We start from the raw sequence: 16,292 nt of genomic DNA, 5'->3' as shown, positions 1-16,292 counted from the left end.
TCCGGCGGGCTGCCGTCATGCCGTCGGTGTGGTGGACTGCTCCCTCCGCCCGTTCCCGCGCCCCTTTCCGCGCTCAGCGTGCCGGGGCCGGGGCCGGGCGGAGGGAGCAGTCGGCCGGAGCGAGGCGACCGTCCCGTCCGACCAGGGTGACGGGCAGAGCCCCCTGCGTCTGCGCGGCGAAGGCGGCCGTGCAGACGAGTTGGTCGCGGGCGGGGGCGGACAGCCGTCTCACCACCAGGTCCAGCCTGATCTCCACGGTGGAATCACCCGTCAGAACCCGGTCCACGACGGACGCCTCACGGGGCAGTGAGGAGGCGTTGCGGAGCCCGGCCCCTCGTTCGGCCTTGTTCGGCCCGTCGAGCAGGGCGGTGACGGCCGTCAGGGGCGACAGGGCCTCGCTCGCCTCCTCGCTCTCCGAGGCCGAGATCTCCGGGTCGCCCTGCCAGGGGACGTCGACGATCCGTGGCACGGGCAGCAGTTCGTCGTCGGGAGAGAAGAAGAACAACAGCACCCGGGTGTCACGCGGGGGCAACAGGTCGCCGACCGGCGGCCTCCCCGCCCCGACCACGCCCGTCTCCCGGATACCGCAGCCGGAGAGCGGCGCCCCGGCGAGCACCAGCAGCGTGGTCAGCCCGAGCGCGCGGAACGCCCGCCTCCTCACGCGTGGGCCTCCGTGCCGTCGTCAGGGCCGGCCCCCGGCCCATCGCCGTGTGCGGCAGCCTGACCGTCCGGCACGCCGTGCTTCGAGGCGGCGGGCCCGTCGAAGGGCAGTTCCACGGTGAACAGCGCGCCGCCGCCGGGCGGGCTCGAAGCCCAAATCGTGCCGCCGTGGAGGCGCACGTTCTCCTGGGTGATCGCGAGTCCGAGGCCGCTGCCCGACGAGCGGGAACGTGCGGCGTCCGCCTTGTAGAAGCGGTCGAAGACGTGCGGCAGCGCTTCGGGGGCGATCCCGGGACCGCTGTCGCGCACCTCGGTGATCAGCGCACCCGCGCGGGCCGACAGCCGGACGGTGACGGGTTCGGCCCCGTGGTGCAGGGCGTTGCCGACGAGGTTGGCCACGATGACGTCGAAGCGTCGCGGGTCGAGGCGGATGCGGACGCCCTCGGGCAGCTCCGCACGGACCCGGTCCTGCCACTGCCTGCCGGACAGGGTTCTCCGTACGGCCTCCGCCGCGTCCACCTCGTCGGTGCTGAGTCCGGCCGCGCGGGCGTCGAAGCGGGACATCTCCATCAGGTCCTCCACCAGCACGGCCAGTTTGCCGGTCTCGGCGCTGATCAGGCGCACCGCCCGGGCGGTGTCCGGGTCGAGCGTTCCGGCCTCCTCGTCCAGCACGTCCGTGACGGCCAGCATCCCCGCGAGGGGGGTGCGCAGTTCGTGCGAGACGTCCGAGGCGAAACGCCGGGCCCGCGCCCCGGCGTCCCGGAGTTCCTGTACGGAGTGTTCGAGGCGGGCCGCCGAGCTGTTGAACGTCCGGGCGAGGTCGGCCATTTCGTCCCTGCCGCGCACGGTGATCCGCGCGTCGAGCCGCCCACCGCCCATGGAGTCCGCGGCACGCCGCAGTTCACGCACGGGGCGCAGCACGCTGCGCGCCGCGAACAGGGCGGGCACCAGGGCCACGGCCAGCCCCGGCAGCGCACCGTCGCGGGCGGCGGTCACCAGGGCGTCGATGTCCGTCTCCTCGTTCGTCATGGGCATCACGGCGAAGAGGACCAGACCGCTGGGCACCGCGCCGCCGCCAGCGACGACCCGTGTCATCACCGGCATCCCGATCGTCAGATACGCGTTCCCGTCCTTGACGACCCGCTGGAAGCTGCCGTGCGGCGCGGTCCGCGCGGCGCGGCGCAGCTCCCGGGTCAGCACACCGGAGACGGGCCGGTCGCCGGAGGAGACGCGCACCGAGCCGTACTCGGCGAACACGATCCAGGGATGGGGTTTGGAGCGGGCCGCGATGTCGTACAGGTCCCACCGGACCGATTCCGGGTCCAGGGGCAGGCCGGGGACGAACCGCTCGACCTCCTCGCGGAAGGAGGCGACGGCCGTGTCCTGTGCGCGTTCGAGGACCGCGCTGCGCGCCTCCCGGTAGGTCAGCGCGGCCGTCGTGACCGCGCTGACCGCGGCCACCAGGAGGAACGCGAGGACCAGCCGGGTGCGCACCCCGAACGCGGCGGCCGCTCCGGGTATCTTCACAGGGGGCCGAAGCGGTAGCCGAATCCCCGCACGGTCTGGATGTACCGAGGGCTGTCGGACAGGTCTTCGATCTTGATGCGGAGTCGGCGCACGCAGGCGTCCACCAGGCGCACATCACTGTGGTAGCTGTGGTCCCAGACCTCTCCCAGGAGCCGCTGCCGGCTGAAGACCTTTCCCGAAGCCGCGGAGAGGAACAGCAACAGCTTCAGCTCGGAAGGTGCGAGCGGGACCGGACGGCCCGACTTCAGGACGGTGTGACCGGCACGGTCGATGTCCAGGTCGCCGTGGTGTTCGACGGCGGGCCGGGCACCGGCCGGGGCTTCGATGCTGCGCAGCACAGCACGGATACGGGCTTCGATGACCTCGGTACGGGCGGGCTTGACGACGTAGTCGTCCGCACCGGCCTCCAGACCGACGATGATGTCCACGTCATCGCCGCGCGCGGTGAGCATGATGATCGGCAGCTGGCTGTTGGCGCGTACGCGGCGGCACACCTCGACACCGTCCATCAGGGGCAGCATCAGATCGAGCAGCAGGAGGTCGGGGCGGAAAGCGGCCAGCGCCTCCAGGCCGGCCTCGCCGGTCGCGGTGGCGAGGACCTCGTGCCCGCGGCGGCGCAGCCCCAACTCGACGCCGTCGCGTACGGACGGATCATCTTCGACGAGGACGACGCGTGGCATGCCGGTATCTCCAGGTCCTGGGACAGGAAGGATCGCGAAAGGGGGCTTCCGGTGAGCGAGCGGCGGGGAGCGGACTGCCCAAGAGGCCGCGGGTTCACGCGGCGGGTCGGGTGTGCACGCTGACCGCGTAGCCGCCGTCGTCGTACGGGTCTCCGTTCCAGGTCGCACAGCGCTGCCGCAGGGTCAGTCCGGCCCCCGCGCACCACCGGTCGAACTCGGTGATGGTCATTGGAGCTTCGTCGAGCGGCAGGTGTGCCGCGTCCAGTCCCATGCCGGTGACCAGCAGACCGCCGGGGCGCAGGGCGGCGGCCAGGTGCCCGACGACTCTCGCTCCGGTGCCGGGGGCCAGCAGCGGGATGACGTTTCCCGCGGCGAGCACCAGGTCGAAGCCGGGATCCAGGCCGAGGGCGTCCAACCGGGCCAGATCGCCGAGGAGCCAGTCCTGTGCGGGTGCTTCGCGGCGTGCGACGGCGAGCATCGAGGCGTCGACGTCCACGCCGGTGCAGTGGTGGCCCAGTTCGGCGAGGCGGATCGCGATCCGGCCGGTGCCGCAGCCCGCGTCGAGTACTCGGGAGGCCGGTTCAAGCAACGCGGCGCAGAAGGAGGCCTCGCCGTGGATGTCGTGGCCCGACTCGGCGAGCCGTGCGAACCGCTGGGCGTATTCCTCCCCAGCCTGTCCACCGGTCAGTTCCGCCCAACGGTCGCGTTGCCCAGTCATGTTCAGCTTGCCCTCCGGTCAGCCCCCAGCGGGAGCATAAACGAGCCTGTCATACGGAGTCCGGTTCGGGTGGCTCCGGGCCGGCCCGGTGCGGCGGGCTGGCTAGAGTCTCCGCCATGAGTGATCACTGCGAGCCCGGAGCCGTCTCGCCGGTGCTGTTCGGCGTGGGGGGCGACTGGCTGCCTGTCGCCACGGGCGAATCGGGTGCCTCCGTCTTTCGCTCCGTGGACGCCGCCCGGTACGCCAAGTGCGTGCCCGCCGCGGACGCGGCCGGGCTCAAGGCGGAACGCGACCGGATCGCCTGGCTGAGCGGTCAGGGCGTACCGGGTCCCCGGGTGCTCGACTGGTACGCCGCCGATGCGGGCGCCTGCCTGGTCACCCGTGCGGTTTCGGGCGTACCCGCTGATCAGGTGCGCGCCGAGGATCTTCGCGTTTCCTGGGGGCACATCGCGGACGCGGTCCGTGGGCTGCACGAGGTGCCCGTGGCCTCGTGTCCGTTCCGCCGGGGGCTGGACTCCGTGGTCGACGTCGCACGTGACGTCGTGGCCCGGGGCGCCGTGCATCCGGAGTTCCTCCCGGTGGAGCAGCAACGCGTGCCCCCCGGGGAGCTGCTGGCCCGCCTCACCGGGGAGATCCCCCGGCGACGGGATCAGGAGGCCGCCGACACGGTCGTCTGCCACGGCGATCTGTGTCTGCCCAACATCATCCTCGATCCGGAGACCCTGGAGGTGTCGGGCTTCATCGACCTGGGCCGCCTGGGAGCGGCCGACCGCCACGCCGACCTGGCGCTGCTGCTCGCCAACGCGCGCGAGACATGGGTGGACGAGGAGCGGGCGCAGGTCGCGGACGCGGCGTTCGCCGAGCGGTACGGCACCGCCCCGGATCAGGAGCGCCTGCGTTTCTACCTCCATCTCGACCCGCTCACCTGGGGCTGATACGCGCTCCCGAGGGGTGGAAGCCGCGGCGGCGCACTCGCCGCTCTCCGGGTACCGCACCGCCGCGTCGACGGCCGGGCCGGTGGACGTACGGCTCCGGCAGCGCGTGAGCCGTACGGAGAAATGCGCTTCAGGTTCGCTTCAGTTCGGGCTGTTAGAGTGCAGTCCGGCGGCGGCAATTCGCCGAGCGGCTTTGGCACTTCGCCCTACGAGCCGAATCGACCGGGACAGGGAGCGTAGGAATGCGCTGCAGGGAGATGTTGGCCTTCTACGCCGGTATCGCCGTGCTCCTGATGATTTCCGCGTTCGCTCTCGGCGCCTCCGCCCCGACCCCGCAGACCGTTGACACGGCAGCTCATTATCACTCCGTGTCCGTATTCGACAGGTCAGGGCCGAGCGCTCCGCTGGAGGGCGTCGACGGTGACGTCACGCTCCAGCACCGCCACAAGGCGGGAAGCACGACAACCTCACCCCCCGTGCAGGCAGGTATTCCCTTCTCATCACCGGATCTCCACGACTGCGCGACGGATGTCGCCCGGCAGCATTCCTCGCACTCAGGATCACGAAGCCCTGTCCGTGTCCAGATCCTTCTCTGCTGAGCGGCCCGCCCTGCATCACCGTGCGGCAGCCCCCGGGCCCCGCACAGCCCGAAGCCCTGCGGCGGCTCGCCGTTCGCCCCGGTGAACCGCGCCATGCCGGGACCTCTTCTGTGATCAGGCCCCGGTGGCCCCGGGCCCTGATCTCCCGATGGCGGACACATGCCAGCACGCCCCGCGTCCTACGGAATTCCGCCGCGATGCGCTCGTGACGGACCTCGGATTCCTCTCTCGGTATCCGACCGGCCCCTGCGGGATTTCCGACCCCGAAAAAATGTGACGCCGAGTTGGTCGGCACTCCGGCCTCGGCCCCCTACTCAGTCCTGGAGCAGACACACATGCAGCATTTCCTCCTCGCCTCGGAGCCGGCGAGCGGCATCGCAGGGTGGGCGACCAGCCTTGTCGAAACCATGGGCGGCCCCGGGGCCGGGCTGGCGATCGCCTTGGAGAACCTCTTTCCGCCGTTGCCGAGCGAAATCATTCTGCCACTGACGGGTTTCGCCGCGGGGCAGGGAGTGATCAGCCTGTTCTCCGCTCTGTTCTGGACGACGCTGGGGTCGGTGGTGGGGGCTGTCGCCCTCTATCAGATCGGCGCTCTCTTCGGCCGGGACCGCATGTACGCGCTGTGGGAGCGGCTTCCGCTGGTGAAGGTCTCCGACCTCACGAAGACCGAGGAGTGGTTCGTCAAGCACGGCATGAAGGCCATCTTCTTCGGTCGGATGATTCCGATCTTCCGCAGCCTGATCAGCGTCCCGGCCGGCCTTGAGCGGATGCCTCTGCCGGTCTTCGTCCTCCTCACCGCTCTGGGCAGCTTCATCTGGAACTTCATCCTGATCATGGCCGGATATCTGCTGGGTGATCAGTGGGAGCTCGTGGAGAGTTACGTCGGGGTGCTCTCGAAGGTTGTTCTGGTACTGGTGGTCGTGGCGCTGGCAGTGGCGGTCGGTCGCAGGCTGCGTTCCCGTCGGGGTGATCGGCAGAAGGACCACGCGTGACCGGTTCGCCGAGCCTCCCGGAGCCTCCTGCTCCGGGAGGCTCACCGGTCACCGGACGGGGGCCGCCGACGAGCGGACCACGACGAATGGTTGCAAGTGGCCGCGCACACACTGCGCGGACCATCGATCCGATCGACAAGGTGGCACGCATGGCTATGTGGGACCGCATCAAGGACCAGGCCAAGGGGCTGCAGCAGCAGTCGCAGGGCACGAGGGGCCCCGTCGGCCAGCGGCAGGCGGGTACGGGAGCCGCGGGCGGCTCGAAGGAGAAGTTGGTGGGGCTGCTCAAGTCGCAGCTCGGCTCGCTCAAGACGGAGCTCAAGAGCGGGGCGTACCGGGACGCCAGTATGGCGATGTGCGCTCTGGTCGCGGCCGCCGACGGCTCTGTCGACCCCGCCGAGCGGCACCACGTGGAGACGTTGATCCTGCAGAACGACGTCCTGCAGAACTTCCCTCCGGAGCAGTTGCGGCAGAGGTTCAACAAGCATGTCGATCAGATGATGTTCAACTTCCAGCAGGGCAAGACCGAGGCCATGCAGGAGATCGCCAAGGCCGCGAAGAAGCCTGTGGAGGCCAAGGCGGTCATCCAGACCGGTTTCGTGATCGCCGGTGCGGACGGGTACATCGCCCCGGCTGAGGCGCAGGTTCTGCGGGAAGCGTGCACTGCGCTCGGGGTGTCCCCGCAGGAGTTCGGCCTCTGATCCGGCCGGCACGTAAGAACCGGCCGGTACGTCAGAGCCGGCCGGTACGTCAGAGCCGGCCGGTACGTCAGAGCCGGCCGGTGCGTTTTCCGTAGCGGCGGGAACCCGGCGGGCGCGATGGTGTCGCGTCCCGCCGGGCCCGGCCCGTCAGTCGTCGGTCAGGGACACCGCCCCGACCGGGCAGGCCCGTACGGCCTCCCGCACCAGCGCATGGTCCTGCGCCGTGCGGCCGGGAAGCATCTCGCTGAATCCGTCGTCGTCCTGCGTGAACACGTCCGGCGCGGTCAGCGCGCACATGCCGGCCCCCACGCAGCGTTCCTTGTCGACCTGGACGCCCACGCCGCTCACCAGGCCACGGGCAGTTCCAGGAGACCCTGGACCGTGTCCCCGGGTTTGTGCTGGATCTCGTGCGCGGGCACGGCGAGCCTGAGCGCCGGCAGCCGCTCGAAGAGCGTACGCAGCGCGATGTCGAGCTCGGTGCGGGCCAGGTTCTGGCCCAGGCACTGGTGAACGCCGAAGCCGAAGGCGAGGTGGTGGCGGGAGGTCCGGTCCCAGTCGAGCGTCTCCGGGTTCTCGTACACCTCGGTGTCACGGTTGATGAGCGAGGTCGAGAAGAGCACGCCCTCCCCCTCGCGGATCGTCGTCCCGGCCACCTCGATGTCCTCGGTGGCCAGCCGCTGCAGACCGTCGGCGATGGACAGGAACCGCAGCAGCTCCTCGACCACCGCGGCCGTCGTCGTCTCTCCGGACCGCAGCGCCTCCAGTTGCCCCGGGTGCCTCAGCAGCGTGAACGTGCCGAGCGAGATCATGTTCGCCGTCGTCTCGTGCCCCGCGACGAGCAGGATCACCGCGAACGAGACGAGGTCGTCGCGGTCGACGGGCCCGTCGGGATGGCCCCGGTGGATCAGCTCGTCCAGGAGCCCCTCCCCCGGCTCGACCCGCTTGCGGTCGATCAGGGCGCCCAGATAGTCCTCCAGTTCGGTCCGGGCCGTGTCCACATCGGCCGCGCCCGGACCCCGCAGGAGCCGCCGCGAGCAGGCCTCGAAGAACTCGTGGTCGACGTACGGCACACCCAGGAGCGCGCAGATCACCATCGACGGCACCGGCAGTGCGAAGTCGGCGACCAGCTCGGACGGCGGCCCTTGCCGCTCCATCGCGTCCAGCAGTCCGTCGACCGTTTCCTGGATGCGGGGGCGCAGCGCGGCGATCCGCTTCACGGAGAAGCTCGGGATGAGCATCCTGCGCTGGGCATTGTGCTCGGGGTCGTCGACGCCGAGCAGAGCCACGCGCCGCCCCCGCACGTTCACGAACCGTTCGGCCGGAACGGGGAAGTCAGGATGGGCACGATCGGTGGACAGTCGCGGATCCGCGAGCAGCCGGCGCGCCAGGGCATGGCCGGTGACCGCCCAGACCGGACGCCCGTCGAAGAGGGTGACCCGGCTCAACGGCCCGTCCGCGCGCAGCGCTTCGTAGCCGGTGGGCGGGTGGTAGGGGCACTCGCGGTCCTGCGGGAACGGTGTCGCGGAGGTCGGTTGCGTCGAAGGGGCGGTGAAAGTGGGGTCCTGGCGGGCCGGTTCCGTCGTGGATTCCGTCATGGGAGCGGTCGCCTCGCAGTGCTCGGTGACAGGTGCGGAGCGGGTCGCTCCGCCCTTCACCCCAATTGGATGCCCCAGGCACCTATTGGGTCGACGTCCGGACCGGCCACATCGCGGGATCGCGGATCTGGCCGGTGCCTTTCGCACACGGTCGAACGGTTTCGCGGCTGCTCAGGATCCGCTCAGGTCCAGCGGGTGCGGCGGAGCGGCCTCGGAGCGAGCGCCGCCCGTTCCACGGCCGGAACCGTTCACCGCGGCGTCCGGAACCCTACCGTCGGCCATGTCGGCCACGATCGGCGGAGGCGCGCGCGTGCTTTCCGTGCCGCACGGCGACACCTCGGCCGACCGCGTCGGGTCACGCCGTCACTCTGGCGATGAACGCCTCGACGTTCACCACGGTTCGCTCGATCTGCTGCTCCAGGGTGAGGGACTCGCGGAGCCGGGACCCGACGCCCGCGTCCTTCTTGCCGCGCACGTAGAGCGAGCAGGCGAGATCGCTGCACATGTAGGCGCCGACCGAGTTGCCCTGCTGGCCCGCCTTCCCGGCCCTGGGGGCCACCAGCAGGGAGACGCCTCCGGTGTGGACGGTCACGCACAGCGAGCACATGCTGCGGCGGGTCTGCCAGGACCCGGCGTCGGAGGAGCGCAGCTGGATGCCGACGGGGCCCTGGCCCGAGGCGAGCACCAGATAGGCCCGGTCGGGGGCCTGCGGGTCGCGCCAGCCCAGGAAGTCCAGGTCATCCCAGGGCCGGTCGGCGAGGTCGCGGGGAACGGACAGGCGCTTGGCCTCGCCCTTGGTGCAGTTCACGAAGGCGGTACGGATCTCTTGCTCGGTCAGGGGCTTCATGGAACTCACGCTAATTTGCCTAATCTCATTAGGCAAACATATATTCTCTTAGGCAATCGCCGGTAAGCGTTCGGAGGGTCGCATGGCGCGAGCAGGACTGGCCGCGGAGCGCGTCGTACGGGCGGGGGCCGAACTGGCGGACGAGATCGGCTTCGAGCAGGTGACCCCGTCGGAGCTCGCCCGGAAGCTGGGCATCAGGACCGCGAGCCTGTACTCGCACGTCAAGAACGCCCATGACCTCAAGACGAAGATCGCCCTGCTGGCCCTGGAGGAACTCGCCGACCAGGCGTCGGCGGCGCTCGCGGGGCGGGCGGGCCGGGACGCGCTCGGCGCCTTCGCCAACGCCTACCGCGACTACGCCCTCCAGCACCCGGGGCGCTTCGCCGCGGCCGGGTTCCGGCTCGAAGCGGACGCGGCGGCCGCGAGCGCCGGCGTCCGGCACTCGGGGATGATGCGGGCGATCCTGCGCGACTACGACCTCACCGAGCTCCAGCAGACCCACGCGGTGCGCCTCCTGGGCAGCTTCTTCAGCGGCTACGTGGGACTGGAGACGGCCGGCGGCTTCCGCCACAGCTCCCCCGGCTCCCAGGAGAGCTGGACGGAGATCCTCGACGCGCTCGACTCCCTGCTGCGCAGCTGGCCCACCCGCTCGTGACCCCGTCCCCTGGCGCCCCCGCCTCCCGCCCCTCGACGAACGAAGAGGCCGAGAACATGACCACCCGGTACGACTGGACGACGACCCCCATCACCACCGACATCCTGCGGGGCGCGCTCGACCTGGAGCGGACCGGGCGCGGCGTGCTGCCGCACCGGCTGCCCGAGCGGGCACGGCGGCAGATTCCCGACGACCACCTGGCCATGGCCGAATCTCAGCCCTCCGGCGTCCGGCTGGCGTTCCGCACCCGGGCCACCGCCGTCGAGCTGGACGTGGTGGCCACCAAGCGGGTCTACCCCGGAGCGCCGCCGCGCCCCGACGGCGTGTACGAGCTCCTCGTGGACGGCCGCCCCGCCGGCCGGGCCAGTGCCCCCGACGGCGACATGATCACCATCGATCTGGCCTCGATGAGCGCGCGGACCCGGCCCGGCCCCGTGGAAACGCTCCGGTTCACCGGACTGCCCGACGCGGAGAAGGACGTCGAGATCTGGCTGCCCCACGACGAGACCACGCTCCTGGTCGCCCTGCGCACCGACGCGCCGCTCCGGAGCCCCGGGCCGAGCGGCCGGCCGGTCTGGCTGCACCACGGCAGTTCCATCAGCCACGGGTCCAACGCCGCCACCCCGACCGGCACCTGGCCCGCCCTGGCCGCGAGCCTCGGCGGAGCCGAGCTGATCAACCTGGGGTTCAGCGGCAGCGCCCTGCTCGACCCGTTCACCGCCCGCGCCATGCGCGACACCCCCGCCGACCTGATCAGCGTCAAGATCGGCATCAACCTCGTCAACGCCGACGTGATGCGGTTGCGCGCGTTCGGCCCGGCGGTCCACGGCTTCCTCGACACCATCCGCGAAGGCCACCCCACCACGCCGCTGCTGGTGGTCTCGCCGATCTGCTGCCCCATCCACGAGACCACTCCGGGCCCCTGCGCCCCGGACTACAGCGCGGTGGGCGAGGGGCGGCTCCGGTTCGTGGCCATCGGCGACCCCGCGGAGAGCGCCGCCGGGAAGCTGACCCTCACGGTCATCCGCGACGAGCTCGCCCGGATCGTCGCGGACCGCGCCGCCACCGACCCCCATCTGCACTACCTCGACGGCCTCTGCCTCTACGGCGAGAGCGACAACGCCGAGCTCCCGCTCCCCGACGACCTGCACCCGGACCCCGCCACCCATCGGCGCATCGCCGAACGCTTCGCCCGCCTCGCCTTCGGCCACGACGGACCGTTCGCCCCGAAGAGCCGGTGACGCCGGCGCGGATCCGGCGTGTCACCCCGTTCCCGGGTTCCGGCGCCGGGGCCGGCCGGGAACGGGGTGGCCCGCCCCCTGTTCGGGACGGGGCCGGCGTCTCCTGTGTCCTCCGTACGACCGGTTACGAGGCGTCCACCAGGACGCGTCCGTCAGCCGGCACGCGCGGGGCGAGGCCGCCCGCGTAGGCGTACTCGACGCGGGACTGCTCGGCCGCGTTCGGTACGGCGTTCTTGCAGCTGATTCCGGCGCTGGATCCCGACATCAGCTGGGAGCAGGGGCCGGGCTTGGTGTCCGGCAGTCCCAGACTGTGACCGATCTCATGGGCGGCGATACGGGTCTTGTCGTGGCCCTGGGCGACTGCCTGGCTGCCCAGCTCCACCCGGGCCTGGCCGCCGGGCCGTACCGGGCCCAGTGTGGCCTGCGGCCAGCCGCTGGTGGCCACGATCTGTATCTCGGCGCGGGTGCCGGGGGCGACCTCCACCAGCTTGACGTTGTCGACGTTGGAGTTCCACGAGGCGACCCCCGCCGCGATCGCCGCCTCCCAGCCGCCGGCCCGGCTGTCGTCGTACCGGAGCGTGACCACCGCCGACGCGCCCTCCGCCACCGGGTCCGGCGCGGGAGCGGCCTGCGCCGCCGTAACCGTGGCCAGGGTGATCGCCGCGGCGACACCGACTGCCTTGAGCCATCTGGATTCCAGCATTGCTGTCCCTTCACTCTCATGGGGGGCTCGGCTCCGCGCGGAGCCGAGGGAGTGGGAGGACGGGCACCGCGAACCGCAGGAACACGCGGGCCGGTTGCCGATCCTCCCGGGGCCGCAGAACCTATGCCGCGATCGCAGCTTGATCATGCACCTGTCACACAATGAGGCCGGAAACGCACCCTGCCGGGATCTTCGGCCCGGGCTCTTCGTCCCATCGGGTCGCCTCCGCACCCCCGTCGCCCGGCGGCGTCGCCATCGGGGGCATGTTCCGTACCCTGAGGACATGCGCATGCGACCCACCCTGAGCTGGACCTCCACCGAGGAACCGCTGCCGGGCACCACGGACCTGGAGCCGGTCGTCGAGGCGTTGGCCGGTGGCGGTGTGCTGATCCTGAGCGGTGCGGGCATCTCCACGGAGTCGGGCATCCCCGACTACCGGGGTGAGGGCGGGAGCCTGAGCCGCCACACCCCGATGACCTACCAGGACTTCACCGCCGACGCCGGGGCCCGTCGCCGGTACTGGGCGCGCAGCCATCTCGGCTGGCGTACGTTCGGCCGCGCCCGGCCCAACGCCGGGCACCGGGCCGTGGCCGCGTTCGGGCGGCAGGGGCTCCTGTCGGGAGTGATCACCCAGAACGTCGACGGCCTGCACCAGGCCGCCGGCAGCGCGGACGCCGTGGACCTCCACGGCCGTCTGGACCGGGTCGTCTGTCTGTCCTGCGGCGCCTTCAGCCCCCGCCCCGAGCTGGCGCGGCGGCTGGAGGAGGCCAACGAGGGCTTCGCGCCGGTGGCCGCCTCGATGAACCCGGACGGGGACGCGGATCTCACGGACGAGCAGGTCGGGGACTTCCGTGTGGTGCCCTGTTCGGTCTGCGGCGGCGTACTCAAACCGGACGTGGTGTTCTTCGGCGAGTCCGTACCCCCGCGGCGGGTCGAGCACTGCCGCGCGCTGGTCCGCGGGGCGAGCGCCCTGCTGGTCCTGGGCTCCTCGCTGACGGTGATGTCCGGGCTCCGGTTCGTCCGCCAGGCCGAACGGGCGGGGATGCCGGTGCTGATCGTCAACAGGGACCCGACGCGGGGCGACCGGCACGCCCTGACCCGGATCGCTCTCCCGCTGGGCGACGCCCTCACCACCGCGGCCGGCCGGCTGGGCGTTTCCGTCGACGACGGGACGACGGGGACCGGACGAGGTGGCGGGGCGCCTTCGGGCTCTACCGGGCGAACTCCCTCAGGTCCTCCGCCAGCGAGCTGACGGCCGCGGGATTACGAGGGCTCTCGACCAGGTCCACATAGTCGAGCACCACGATCCGGTCGTTCAGGATCGCGGATACGCCGGCGAGCGGCTTGTAGGACTTCAGGAACCTCCGCTTCTCGTCCGCTCCGGTGTCGCCGTAGTCGTTGATGACGATGACCTCGGGGTCACGGTCGACCACGGTCTCCCAGCCCACCGTCGTCCAGCTGTCCTTGAGGTCCTTCATGATGTGGTCGCCGCCGGCCTTGGTGATGATGTCGTGCGGTCCGGCGTACGCGCCCGAGGTCAGCGGCTTGTCCTTCCCCTCGTCGTACAGGAAGACGCGAAGGCGGTCGCCGCCCTCGGCCGCCTTCGCCCGCGCGTCGGCGACCTCCGCGCGGAACGACGTGATGAGGGTGTCCGCCCGGTCCTCGACGTCGAAGATCTTTCCGAGGTTCCGCAGGTCGGTGTAGAGCGCTTCGAGCGGGGGCATGACTCCGCGGGCCTTGCCCTGCCCGTTGCGGCACGACTCGCTGAGCAGGTACGAGTCGATGCCCACCCGCTCCAGTTCGGCGGGGGTGAAACCCTCACCCTCGTTGAACCCGTAGTTCCAGCCGGCGAAGACCAGGTCGGCGCGGGCGTCGAGGACCAGTTCCTTGTTGATCCGCTTCTTGGAGAGCCACTTGGTCTTCCGGTAGCCGTCCTTCCAGGGGACGGACGTCATGTCGCCCTTGTCGTCGGGCATCACGTACCCGGCCATGTGGTCCTCGAGTCCGAGCGCGAACATGATCTCGGTGATACCGGTGTCGTTGGTGACGACGCGTCGCGGGGCCTTGTCGTACGTCTTCTTCTCCCCGCAGTTCTCGACGGTCACCGGGTAGTGGCGGTCGGTCCCGGACTCGACGGTCTTCCCGTCGGCCTGTGAGGTGACGTCCGCTCCACAGCCGGTGAGGACCAGGGCGGCCACGAGCACGAGGGCCGCGGGACGCAGGAGGTGGGGCATGGTGGTCGAGGCTCCTTCAGGAGGTGGGGCGGGCAGGGGGAAGGTCGAAGAGCAGTTGGAGCGCGCCGGTCTCCGGGTGTGCGACGCGGTGCGCCCGTACGCCGAAGACGTCGGCCAGCAGCTCGGTGGTCAGGACCGTGTGCGGGGCCCCGGAGGCGACGATCCGGCCGCTGTCGATGACGTGGACCAGGTCGCAGTGCAGGGCCGCCAGATTCAGGTCGTGCAGGGCGGTGAGCACGGTCAGGCCGCTGCCCCGGACCAGGGCGAGCACCTCCAACTGGTGGGCGATGTCCAGGTGGTTGGTGGGTTCGTCGAGCACCAGGACCCGGGGCTGCTGCGCGAGGGCCCGGGCGATCAGGACACGCTGCCGTTCACCGCCGGAGAGTGTGAGGAAGCCGCGTTTGGCCAGGTGTCCCGCACCGACCCCCGCCAGCGCCTCGTCGCAGAGGCGGCGGTCCTCGTCGGATGCCCGCGCCACCGGCCCCTGGTGCGGCAGCCGCCCCATGGCGACGATCTCGGCGACGGTGAAGTCGAATGCGGCGACCGCGTCCTGCGGAAGGGCCGCCAGTCGCCGGGCGCCTTCCCGTGTGCTCAGGACGTGCAGGTCCTCACCGCCGATCCTCACGGCGCCGGCCGAGGGGCGCAGGGCCCGGTAGACACAGCGCAACAGGGTCGACTTCCCGCTGCCGTTGGGACCGACCAGGCCGACGAGCTGACCGTCGGCCGCGCCCAGGGTGACCTGGTCCACCAGCCGGGCGCCGGCGATCTCGACGGTCAGCGCGTCGATGTCGATCCGCATCAGATGCCTCCGAAGGAGTAGGCGCGCCGGCGCATGAGGAGGAGGAAGCAGGGAACGCCGATGACCGCGGTGAGGACGCCGACCGGCAGCTCGGCCGGCGCCAGCACCACGCGCGAGAGGATGTCCACCCAGATCAGCAGGACGGCTCCCGCCAGGGGGGCGACGGCCAGGAGCCTGCGGTGGTCCGCGCCGACCAGCATCCGTGCGGCGTGCGGGACCATCAGGCCGACGAAGCCGATCGCTCCGCTCACCGCGACGACCGCCCCGGTGACGGCCGCGGAGACGAGGAAGAGCTCCTTGCGCAGTCTCCCGGGATCGACCCCCAGTGCGGCGGCGGTCTCGTCCCCCATGGCAAGGGCGTTCAGGCGCCGTGCCGACCAGCCGAGGTGCGCGAGGCCGGCGAGCACCGCGCCGGCGGCGATCGGCACGGCGGCCCAGTTGGCCCCGCTCAGGCTGCCGAGCAGCCACATCATCGCGGAGCGGGCCGCTTCCCCGCGCTCGGCCGCGAACACCATGAACGTGGTGACGGCGGAGAACCCGTAGTACATCGCGGTCCCCGTCAGGACGAGCCGGAGCGGGGTCAGTCCGCGTTCGGTGCGGGCGATCGCGTACACGAGCAGCATGGCGAGGAGTGCGGAGAGGAACGCCGCCGTGGACAGGGCCCAGATGCCCAGCGCTCCCAAGGCGCCGAAGATGAGTACGGCGTTGGCGCCGACCGCCGCGCCCGAGGAGATGCCGAGGACGAACGGGTCGGCCAGCGCGTTGCGGACCATGGCCTGGACGGCGACGCCGATGGCGGACAGGCCGGCCCCGACGACGGCCGCCAGCACGGCTCGTGGCAGGCGGAGTTCCCAGACGATGGTGTAGGCCGGGACCTCGTCGGGGCCGATGGCCCCGCCGGTCAGCCCTGCCCCCAGGTAGCGCGTCACCTCCGCCCAGGAGAGCCCCGACGCCCCGAGCGCCGCCCCGCAGAAGAGGGAGAGGGGCAGGGCCGCGCACAGGCCGGCCAGGAGGAGGGGCAGGGGTAGGCGCCGGGGTGGCGCCGGTCCGGTGCCGACGTGCGCGGGGCGCGACGGCTTGGAGGGTATGCGGTCGACGGACGTGGCCACAGGCTGGTCGCTTTCGCCTCGGGCCGTGCGTCGCGCGATGAGGAGCGGCCCCGGACGGCGGCCGCCCCGCGCAGCGCCCATTCGCAGTCCACGGCGAATCGTCAGGAGCCTTCTCCGCCACGGGTGATCGGGCTCACGGAACGCGGGGGCTCCGTCTACCGTTGCGGGTCAGCGCCGGATTTCGACCGGACTTCCCCCGTGGCGGAACTCAGCCTAGCGCGTGCGTTCCCCCTCCCCCGGCGGAGGGGGAACGGCAGCGGCACGCGGAAGGCTCGGCCACCCGCCCCGAGGTGGCAG

General features: G+C 71.4%; 17 protein-coding genes and 1 riboswitch. Of the genes, 6 read left to right on the top strand and 11 right to left on the bottom strand.

What is annotated here, in order from left to right; genetic code table 11:
- Positions 1-73: 73 nt before the first annotated feature.
- From ACH4KB_RS15665 to ACH4KB_RS15650, 4 genes are all read right to left on the bottom strand, one after another.
- Positions 74-661, bottom strand: a complete 588-nt coding sequence (locus ACH4KB_RS15665; RefSeq protein ID WP_398066492.1) for a hypothetical protein — start codon at positions 659-661, stop codon at positions 74-76.
- Positions 658-2,187, bottom strand: coding sequence for an ATP-binding protein (locus ACH4KB_RS15660; protein ID WP_398066491.1), 1,530 nt, complete (start codon positions 2,185-2,187; stop codon positions 658-660). Before ACH4KB_RS15660 ends, ACH4KB_RS15665 begins: the two co-directional genes overlap by 4 nt.
- A complete protein-coding gene (locus ACH4KB_RS15655; RefSeq protein WP_398066490.1) occupies positions 2,184-2,867 on the bottom strand; it encodes a response regulator in 684 nt (227 codons plus the stop codon). The genes ACH4KB_RS15660 and ACH4KB_RS15655 overlap by 4 nt, the downstream gene beginning before the upstream one ends.
- Positions 2,868-2,961: 94 nt before the next feature.
- The gene (locus tag ACH4KB_RS15650; protein WP_398066489.1) at positions 2,962-3,585 is read right to left on the bottom strand and encodes a class I SAM-dependent methyltransferase; all 624 of its coding nucleotides are present in this window, start codon (positions 3,583-3,585) and stop codon (positions 2,962-2,964) included.
- Positions 3,586-3,701: 116 nt separating this feature from the next.
- Here ACH4KB_RS15650 and ACH4KB_RS15645 point away from each other — a divergent pair, with 116 nt between their 5' ends.
- From ACH4KB_RS15645 to ACH4KB_RS15635, 3 genes are all read left to right on the top strand, one after another.
- Positions 3,702-4,520, top strand: coding sequence for an APH(3'') family aminoglycoside O-phosphotransferase (locus tag ACH4KB_RS15645; protein WP_398066488.1), 819 nt, complete (start codon positions 3,702-3,704; stop codon positions 4,518-4,520).
- 934 nt (positions 4,521-5,454) lie between these two features.
- Positions 5,455-6,111: a DedA family protein gene (locus tag ACH4KB_RS15640; RefSeq protein WP_398066546.1), complete on the top strand. Its 657-nt coding sequence runs from the start codon at positions 5,455-5,457 to the stop codon at positions 6,109-6,111.
- A gap of 149 nt (positions 6,112-6,260) precedes the next feature.
- Positions 6,261-6,812: a tellurite resistance TerB family protein gene (locus ACH4KB_RS15635; RefSeq protein WP_398066487.1), complete on the top strand. Its 552-nt coding sequence runs from the start codon at positions 6,261-6,263 to the stop codon at positions 6,810-6,812.
- Between the two features lie 147 nt (positions 6,813-6,959).
- Here the strand turns inward: ACH4KB_RS15635 and ACH4KB_RS15630 are convergent, their stop codons facing one another.
- The 3 genes from ACH4KB_RS15630 to ACH4KB_RS15620 all read right to left on the bottom strand — a co-directional run bounded on the left by ACH4KB_RS15630 (position 6,960) and on the right by ACH4KB_RS15620 (position 9,254).
- On the bottom strand, positions 6,960-7,160 hold the full coding sequence (locus ACH4KB_RS15630) for a ferredoxin (RefSeq protein WP_398066486.1): 201 nt from the start codon (positions 7,158-7,160) through the stop codon (positions 6,960-6,962).
- Positions 7,157-8,407 (bottom strand): cytochrome P450, encoded by a 1,251-nt coding sequence (locus ACH4KB_RS15625; RefSeq protein ID WP_398066485.1) that lies wholly within the window; start codon positions 8,405-8,407, stop codon positions 7,157-7,159. Before ACH4KB_RS15625 ends, ACH4KB_RS15630 begins: the two co-directional genes overlap by 4 nt.
- 355 nt (positions 8,408-8,762) lie before the next feature.
- The gene (locus ACH4KB_RS15620) at positions 8,763-9,254 is read right to left on the bottom strand and encodes an FBP domain-containing protein (RefSeq protein ID WP_398066484.1); all 492 of its coding nucleotides are present in this window, start codon (positions 9,252-9,254) and stop codon (positions 8,763-8,765) included.
- Positions 9,255-9,336: 82 nt separating this feature from the next.
- Between ACH4KB_RS15620 and ACH4KB_RS15615 the strand changes: the two genes are divergently transcribed.
- Both ACH4KB_RS15615 and ACH4KB_RS15610 read left to right on the top strand, forming a co-directional pair.
- Positions 9,337-9,909, top strand: coding sequence for a TetR/AcrR family transcriptional regulator (locus tag ACH4KB_RS15615; protein WP_398066483.1), 573 nt, complete (start codon positions 9,337-9,339; stop codon positions 9,907-9,909).
- A 56-nt stretch (positions 9,910-9,965) separates the two neighbouring features.
- Positions 9,966-11,150 (top strand): GDSL-type esterase/lipase family protein, encoded by a 1,185-nt coding sequence (locus ACH4KB_RS15610; RefSeq protein WP_398066482.1) that lies wholly within the window; start codon positions 9,966-9,968, stop codon positions 11,148-11,150.
- A gap of 124 nt (positions 11,151-11,274) precedes the next feature.
- On the opposite strand, the gene ACH4KB_RS15605 is transcribed toward ACH4KB_RS15610, so the two are convergent.
- A complete protein-coding gene (locus tag ACH4KB_RS15605; RefSeq protein WP_398066481.1) occupies positions 11,275-11,853 on the bottom strand; it encodes a snapalysin family zinc-dependent metalloprotease in 579 nt (192 codons plus the stop codon).
- A gap of 283 nt (positions 11,854-12,136) precedes the next feature.
- On the opposite strand from ACH4KB_RS15605, the gene ACH4KB_RS15600 reads away from it, so the two are divergent.
- Complete coding sequence (locus tag ACH4KB_RS15600; RefSeq protein ID WP_398066480.1) at positions 12,137-13,105, top strand: NAD-dependent protein deacetylase; 969 nt, start codon at positions 12,137-12,139, stop codon at positions 13,103-13,105.
- On the opposite strand, the gene ACH4KB_RS15595 is transcribed toward ACH4KB_RS15600, so the two are convergent.
- The 3 genes from ACH4KB_RS15595 to ACH4KB_RS15585 are packed head-to-tail and all read right to left on the bottom strand — an operon-like array spanning position 13,065 to position 15,995.
- On the bottom strand, positions 13,065-14,087 hold the full coding sequence (locus tag ACH4KB_RS15595; protein WP_398066479.1) for an ABC transporter substrate-binding protein: 1,023 nt from the start codon (positions 14,085-14,087) through the stop codon (positions 13,065-13,067). The two genes, ACH4KB_RS15600 and ACH4KB_RS15595, sit on opposite strands and share 41 nt — an antisense overlap.
- A gap of 16 nt (positions 14,088-14,103) precedes the next feature.
- Positions 14,104-14,886: an ABC transporter ATP-binding protein gene (locus ACH4KB_RS15590; RefSeq protein ID WP_398066478.1), complete on the bottom strand. Its 783-nt coding sequence runs from the start codon at positions 14,884-14,886 to the stop codon at positions 14,104-14,106.
- Entirely contained in the window at positions 14,886-15,995 is a 1,110-nt protein-coding gene (locus ACH4KB_RS15585; protein WP_398066477.1) for a FecCD family ABC transporter permease, read from the bottom strand. Before ACH4KB_RS15585 ends, ACH4KB_RS15590 begins: the two co-directional genes overlap by 1 nt.
- A gap of 121 nt (positions 15,996-16,116) precedes the next feature.
- Positions 16,117-16,192: riboswitch (cobalamin riboswitch) on the bottom strand.
- Positions 16,193-16,292 lie beyond the last annotated feature (100 nt).

The organism is Streptomyces sp. NPDC017520 (assembly GCF_044329855.1).
Taxonomy (GTDB): domain Bacteria; phylum Actinomycetota; class Actinomycetes; order Streptomycetales; family Streptomycetaceae; genus Streptomyces.
Note: the sequence above shows the minus strand (reverse complement) of the source record. Positions and strands in the feature narration are given on the sequence as shown.

What these genes read in the sequence shown, in the direction of transcription:
- ACH4KB_RS15655 (WP_398066490.1), bottom strand. Translation starts at nt 2,867, where the DNA reads ATGCCACGCGTCGTCCTCGTCGAAGATGATCCGTCCGTACGCGACGGC.
- ACH4KB_RS15650 (WP_398066489.1), bottom strand. Translation starts at nt 3,585, where the DNA reads ATGACTGGGCAACGCGACCGTTGGGCGGAACTGACCGGTGGACAGGCT.
- ACH4KB_RS15645 (WP_398066488.1), top strand. Translation starts at nt 3,702, where the DNA reads ATGAGTGATCACTGCGAGCCCGGAGCCGTCTCGCCGGTGCTGTTCGGC.
- ACH4KB_RS15640 (WP_398066546.1), top strand. Translation starts at nt 5,455, where the DNA reads ATGCAGCATTTCCTCCTCGCCTCGGAGCCGGCGAGCGGCATCGCAGGG.
- ACH4KB_RS15635 (WP_398066487.1), top strand. Translation starts at nt 6,261, where the DNA reads ATGGCTATGTGGGACCGCATCAAGGACCAGGCCAAGGGGCTGCAGCAG.
- ACH4KB_RS15625 (WP_398066485.1), bottom strand. Translation starts at nt 8,407, where the DNA reads ATGACGGAATCCACGACGGAACCGGCCCGCCAGGACCCCACTTTCACC.
- ACH4KB_RS15620 (WP_398066484.1), bottom strand. Translation starts at nt 9,254, where the DNA reads ATGAAGCCCCTGACCGAGCAAGAGATCCGTACCGCCTTCGTGAACTGC.
- ACH4KB_RS15615 (WP_398066483.1), top strand. Translation starts at nt 9,337, where the DNA reads ATGGCGCGAGCAGGACTGGCCGCGGAGCGCGTCGTACGGGCGGGGGCC.
- ACH4KB_RS15610 (WP_398066482.1), top strand. Translation starts at nt 9,966, where the DNA reads ATGACCACCCGGTACGACTGGACGACGACCCCCATCACCACCGACATC.
- ACH4KB_RS15605 (WP_398066481.1), bottom strand. Translation starts at nt 11,853, where the DNA reads ATGCTGGAATCCAGATGGCTCAAGGCAGTCGGTGTCGCCGCGGCGATC.
- ACH4KB_RS15600 (WP_398066480.1), top strand. Translation starts at nt 12,137, where the DNA reads ATGCGCATGCGACCCACCCTGAGCTGGACCTCCACCGAGGAACCGCTG.
- ACH4KB_RS15595 (WP_398066479.1), bottom strand. Translation starts at nt 14,087, where the DNA reads ATGCCCCACCTCCTGCGTCCCGCGGCCCTCGTGCTCGTGGCCGCCCTG.
- ACH4KB_RS15590 (WP_398066478.1), bottom strand. Translation starts at nt 14,886, where the DNA reads ATGCGGATCGACATCGACGCGCTGACCGTCGAGATCGCCGGCGCCCGG.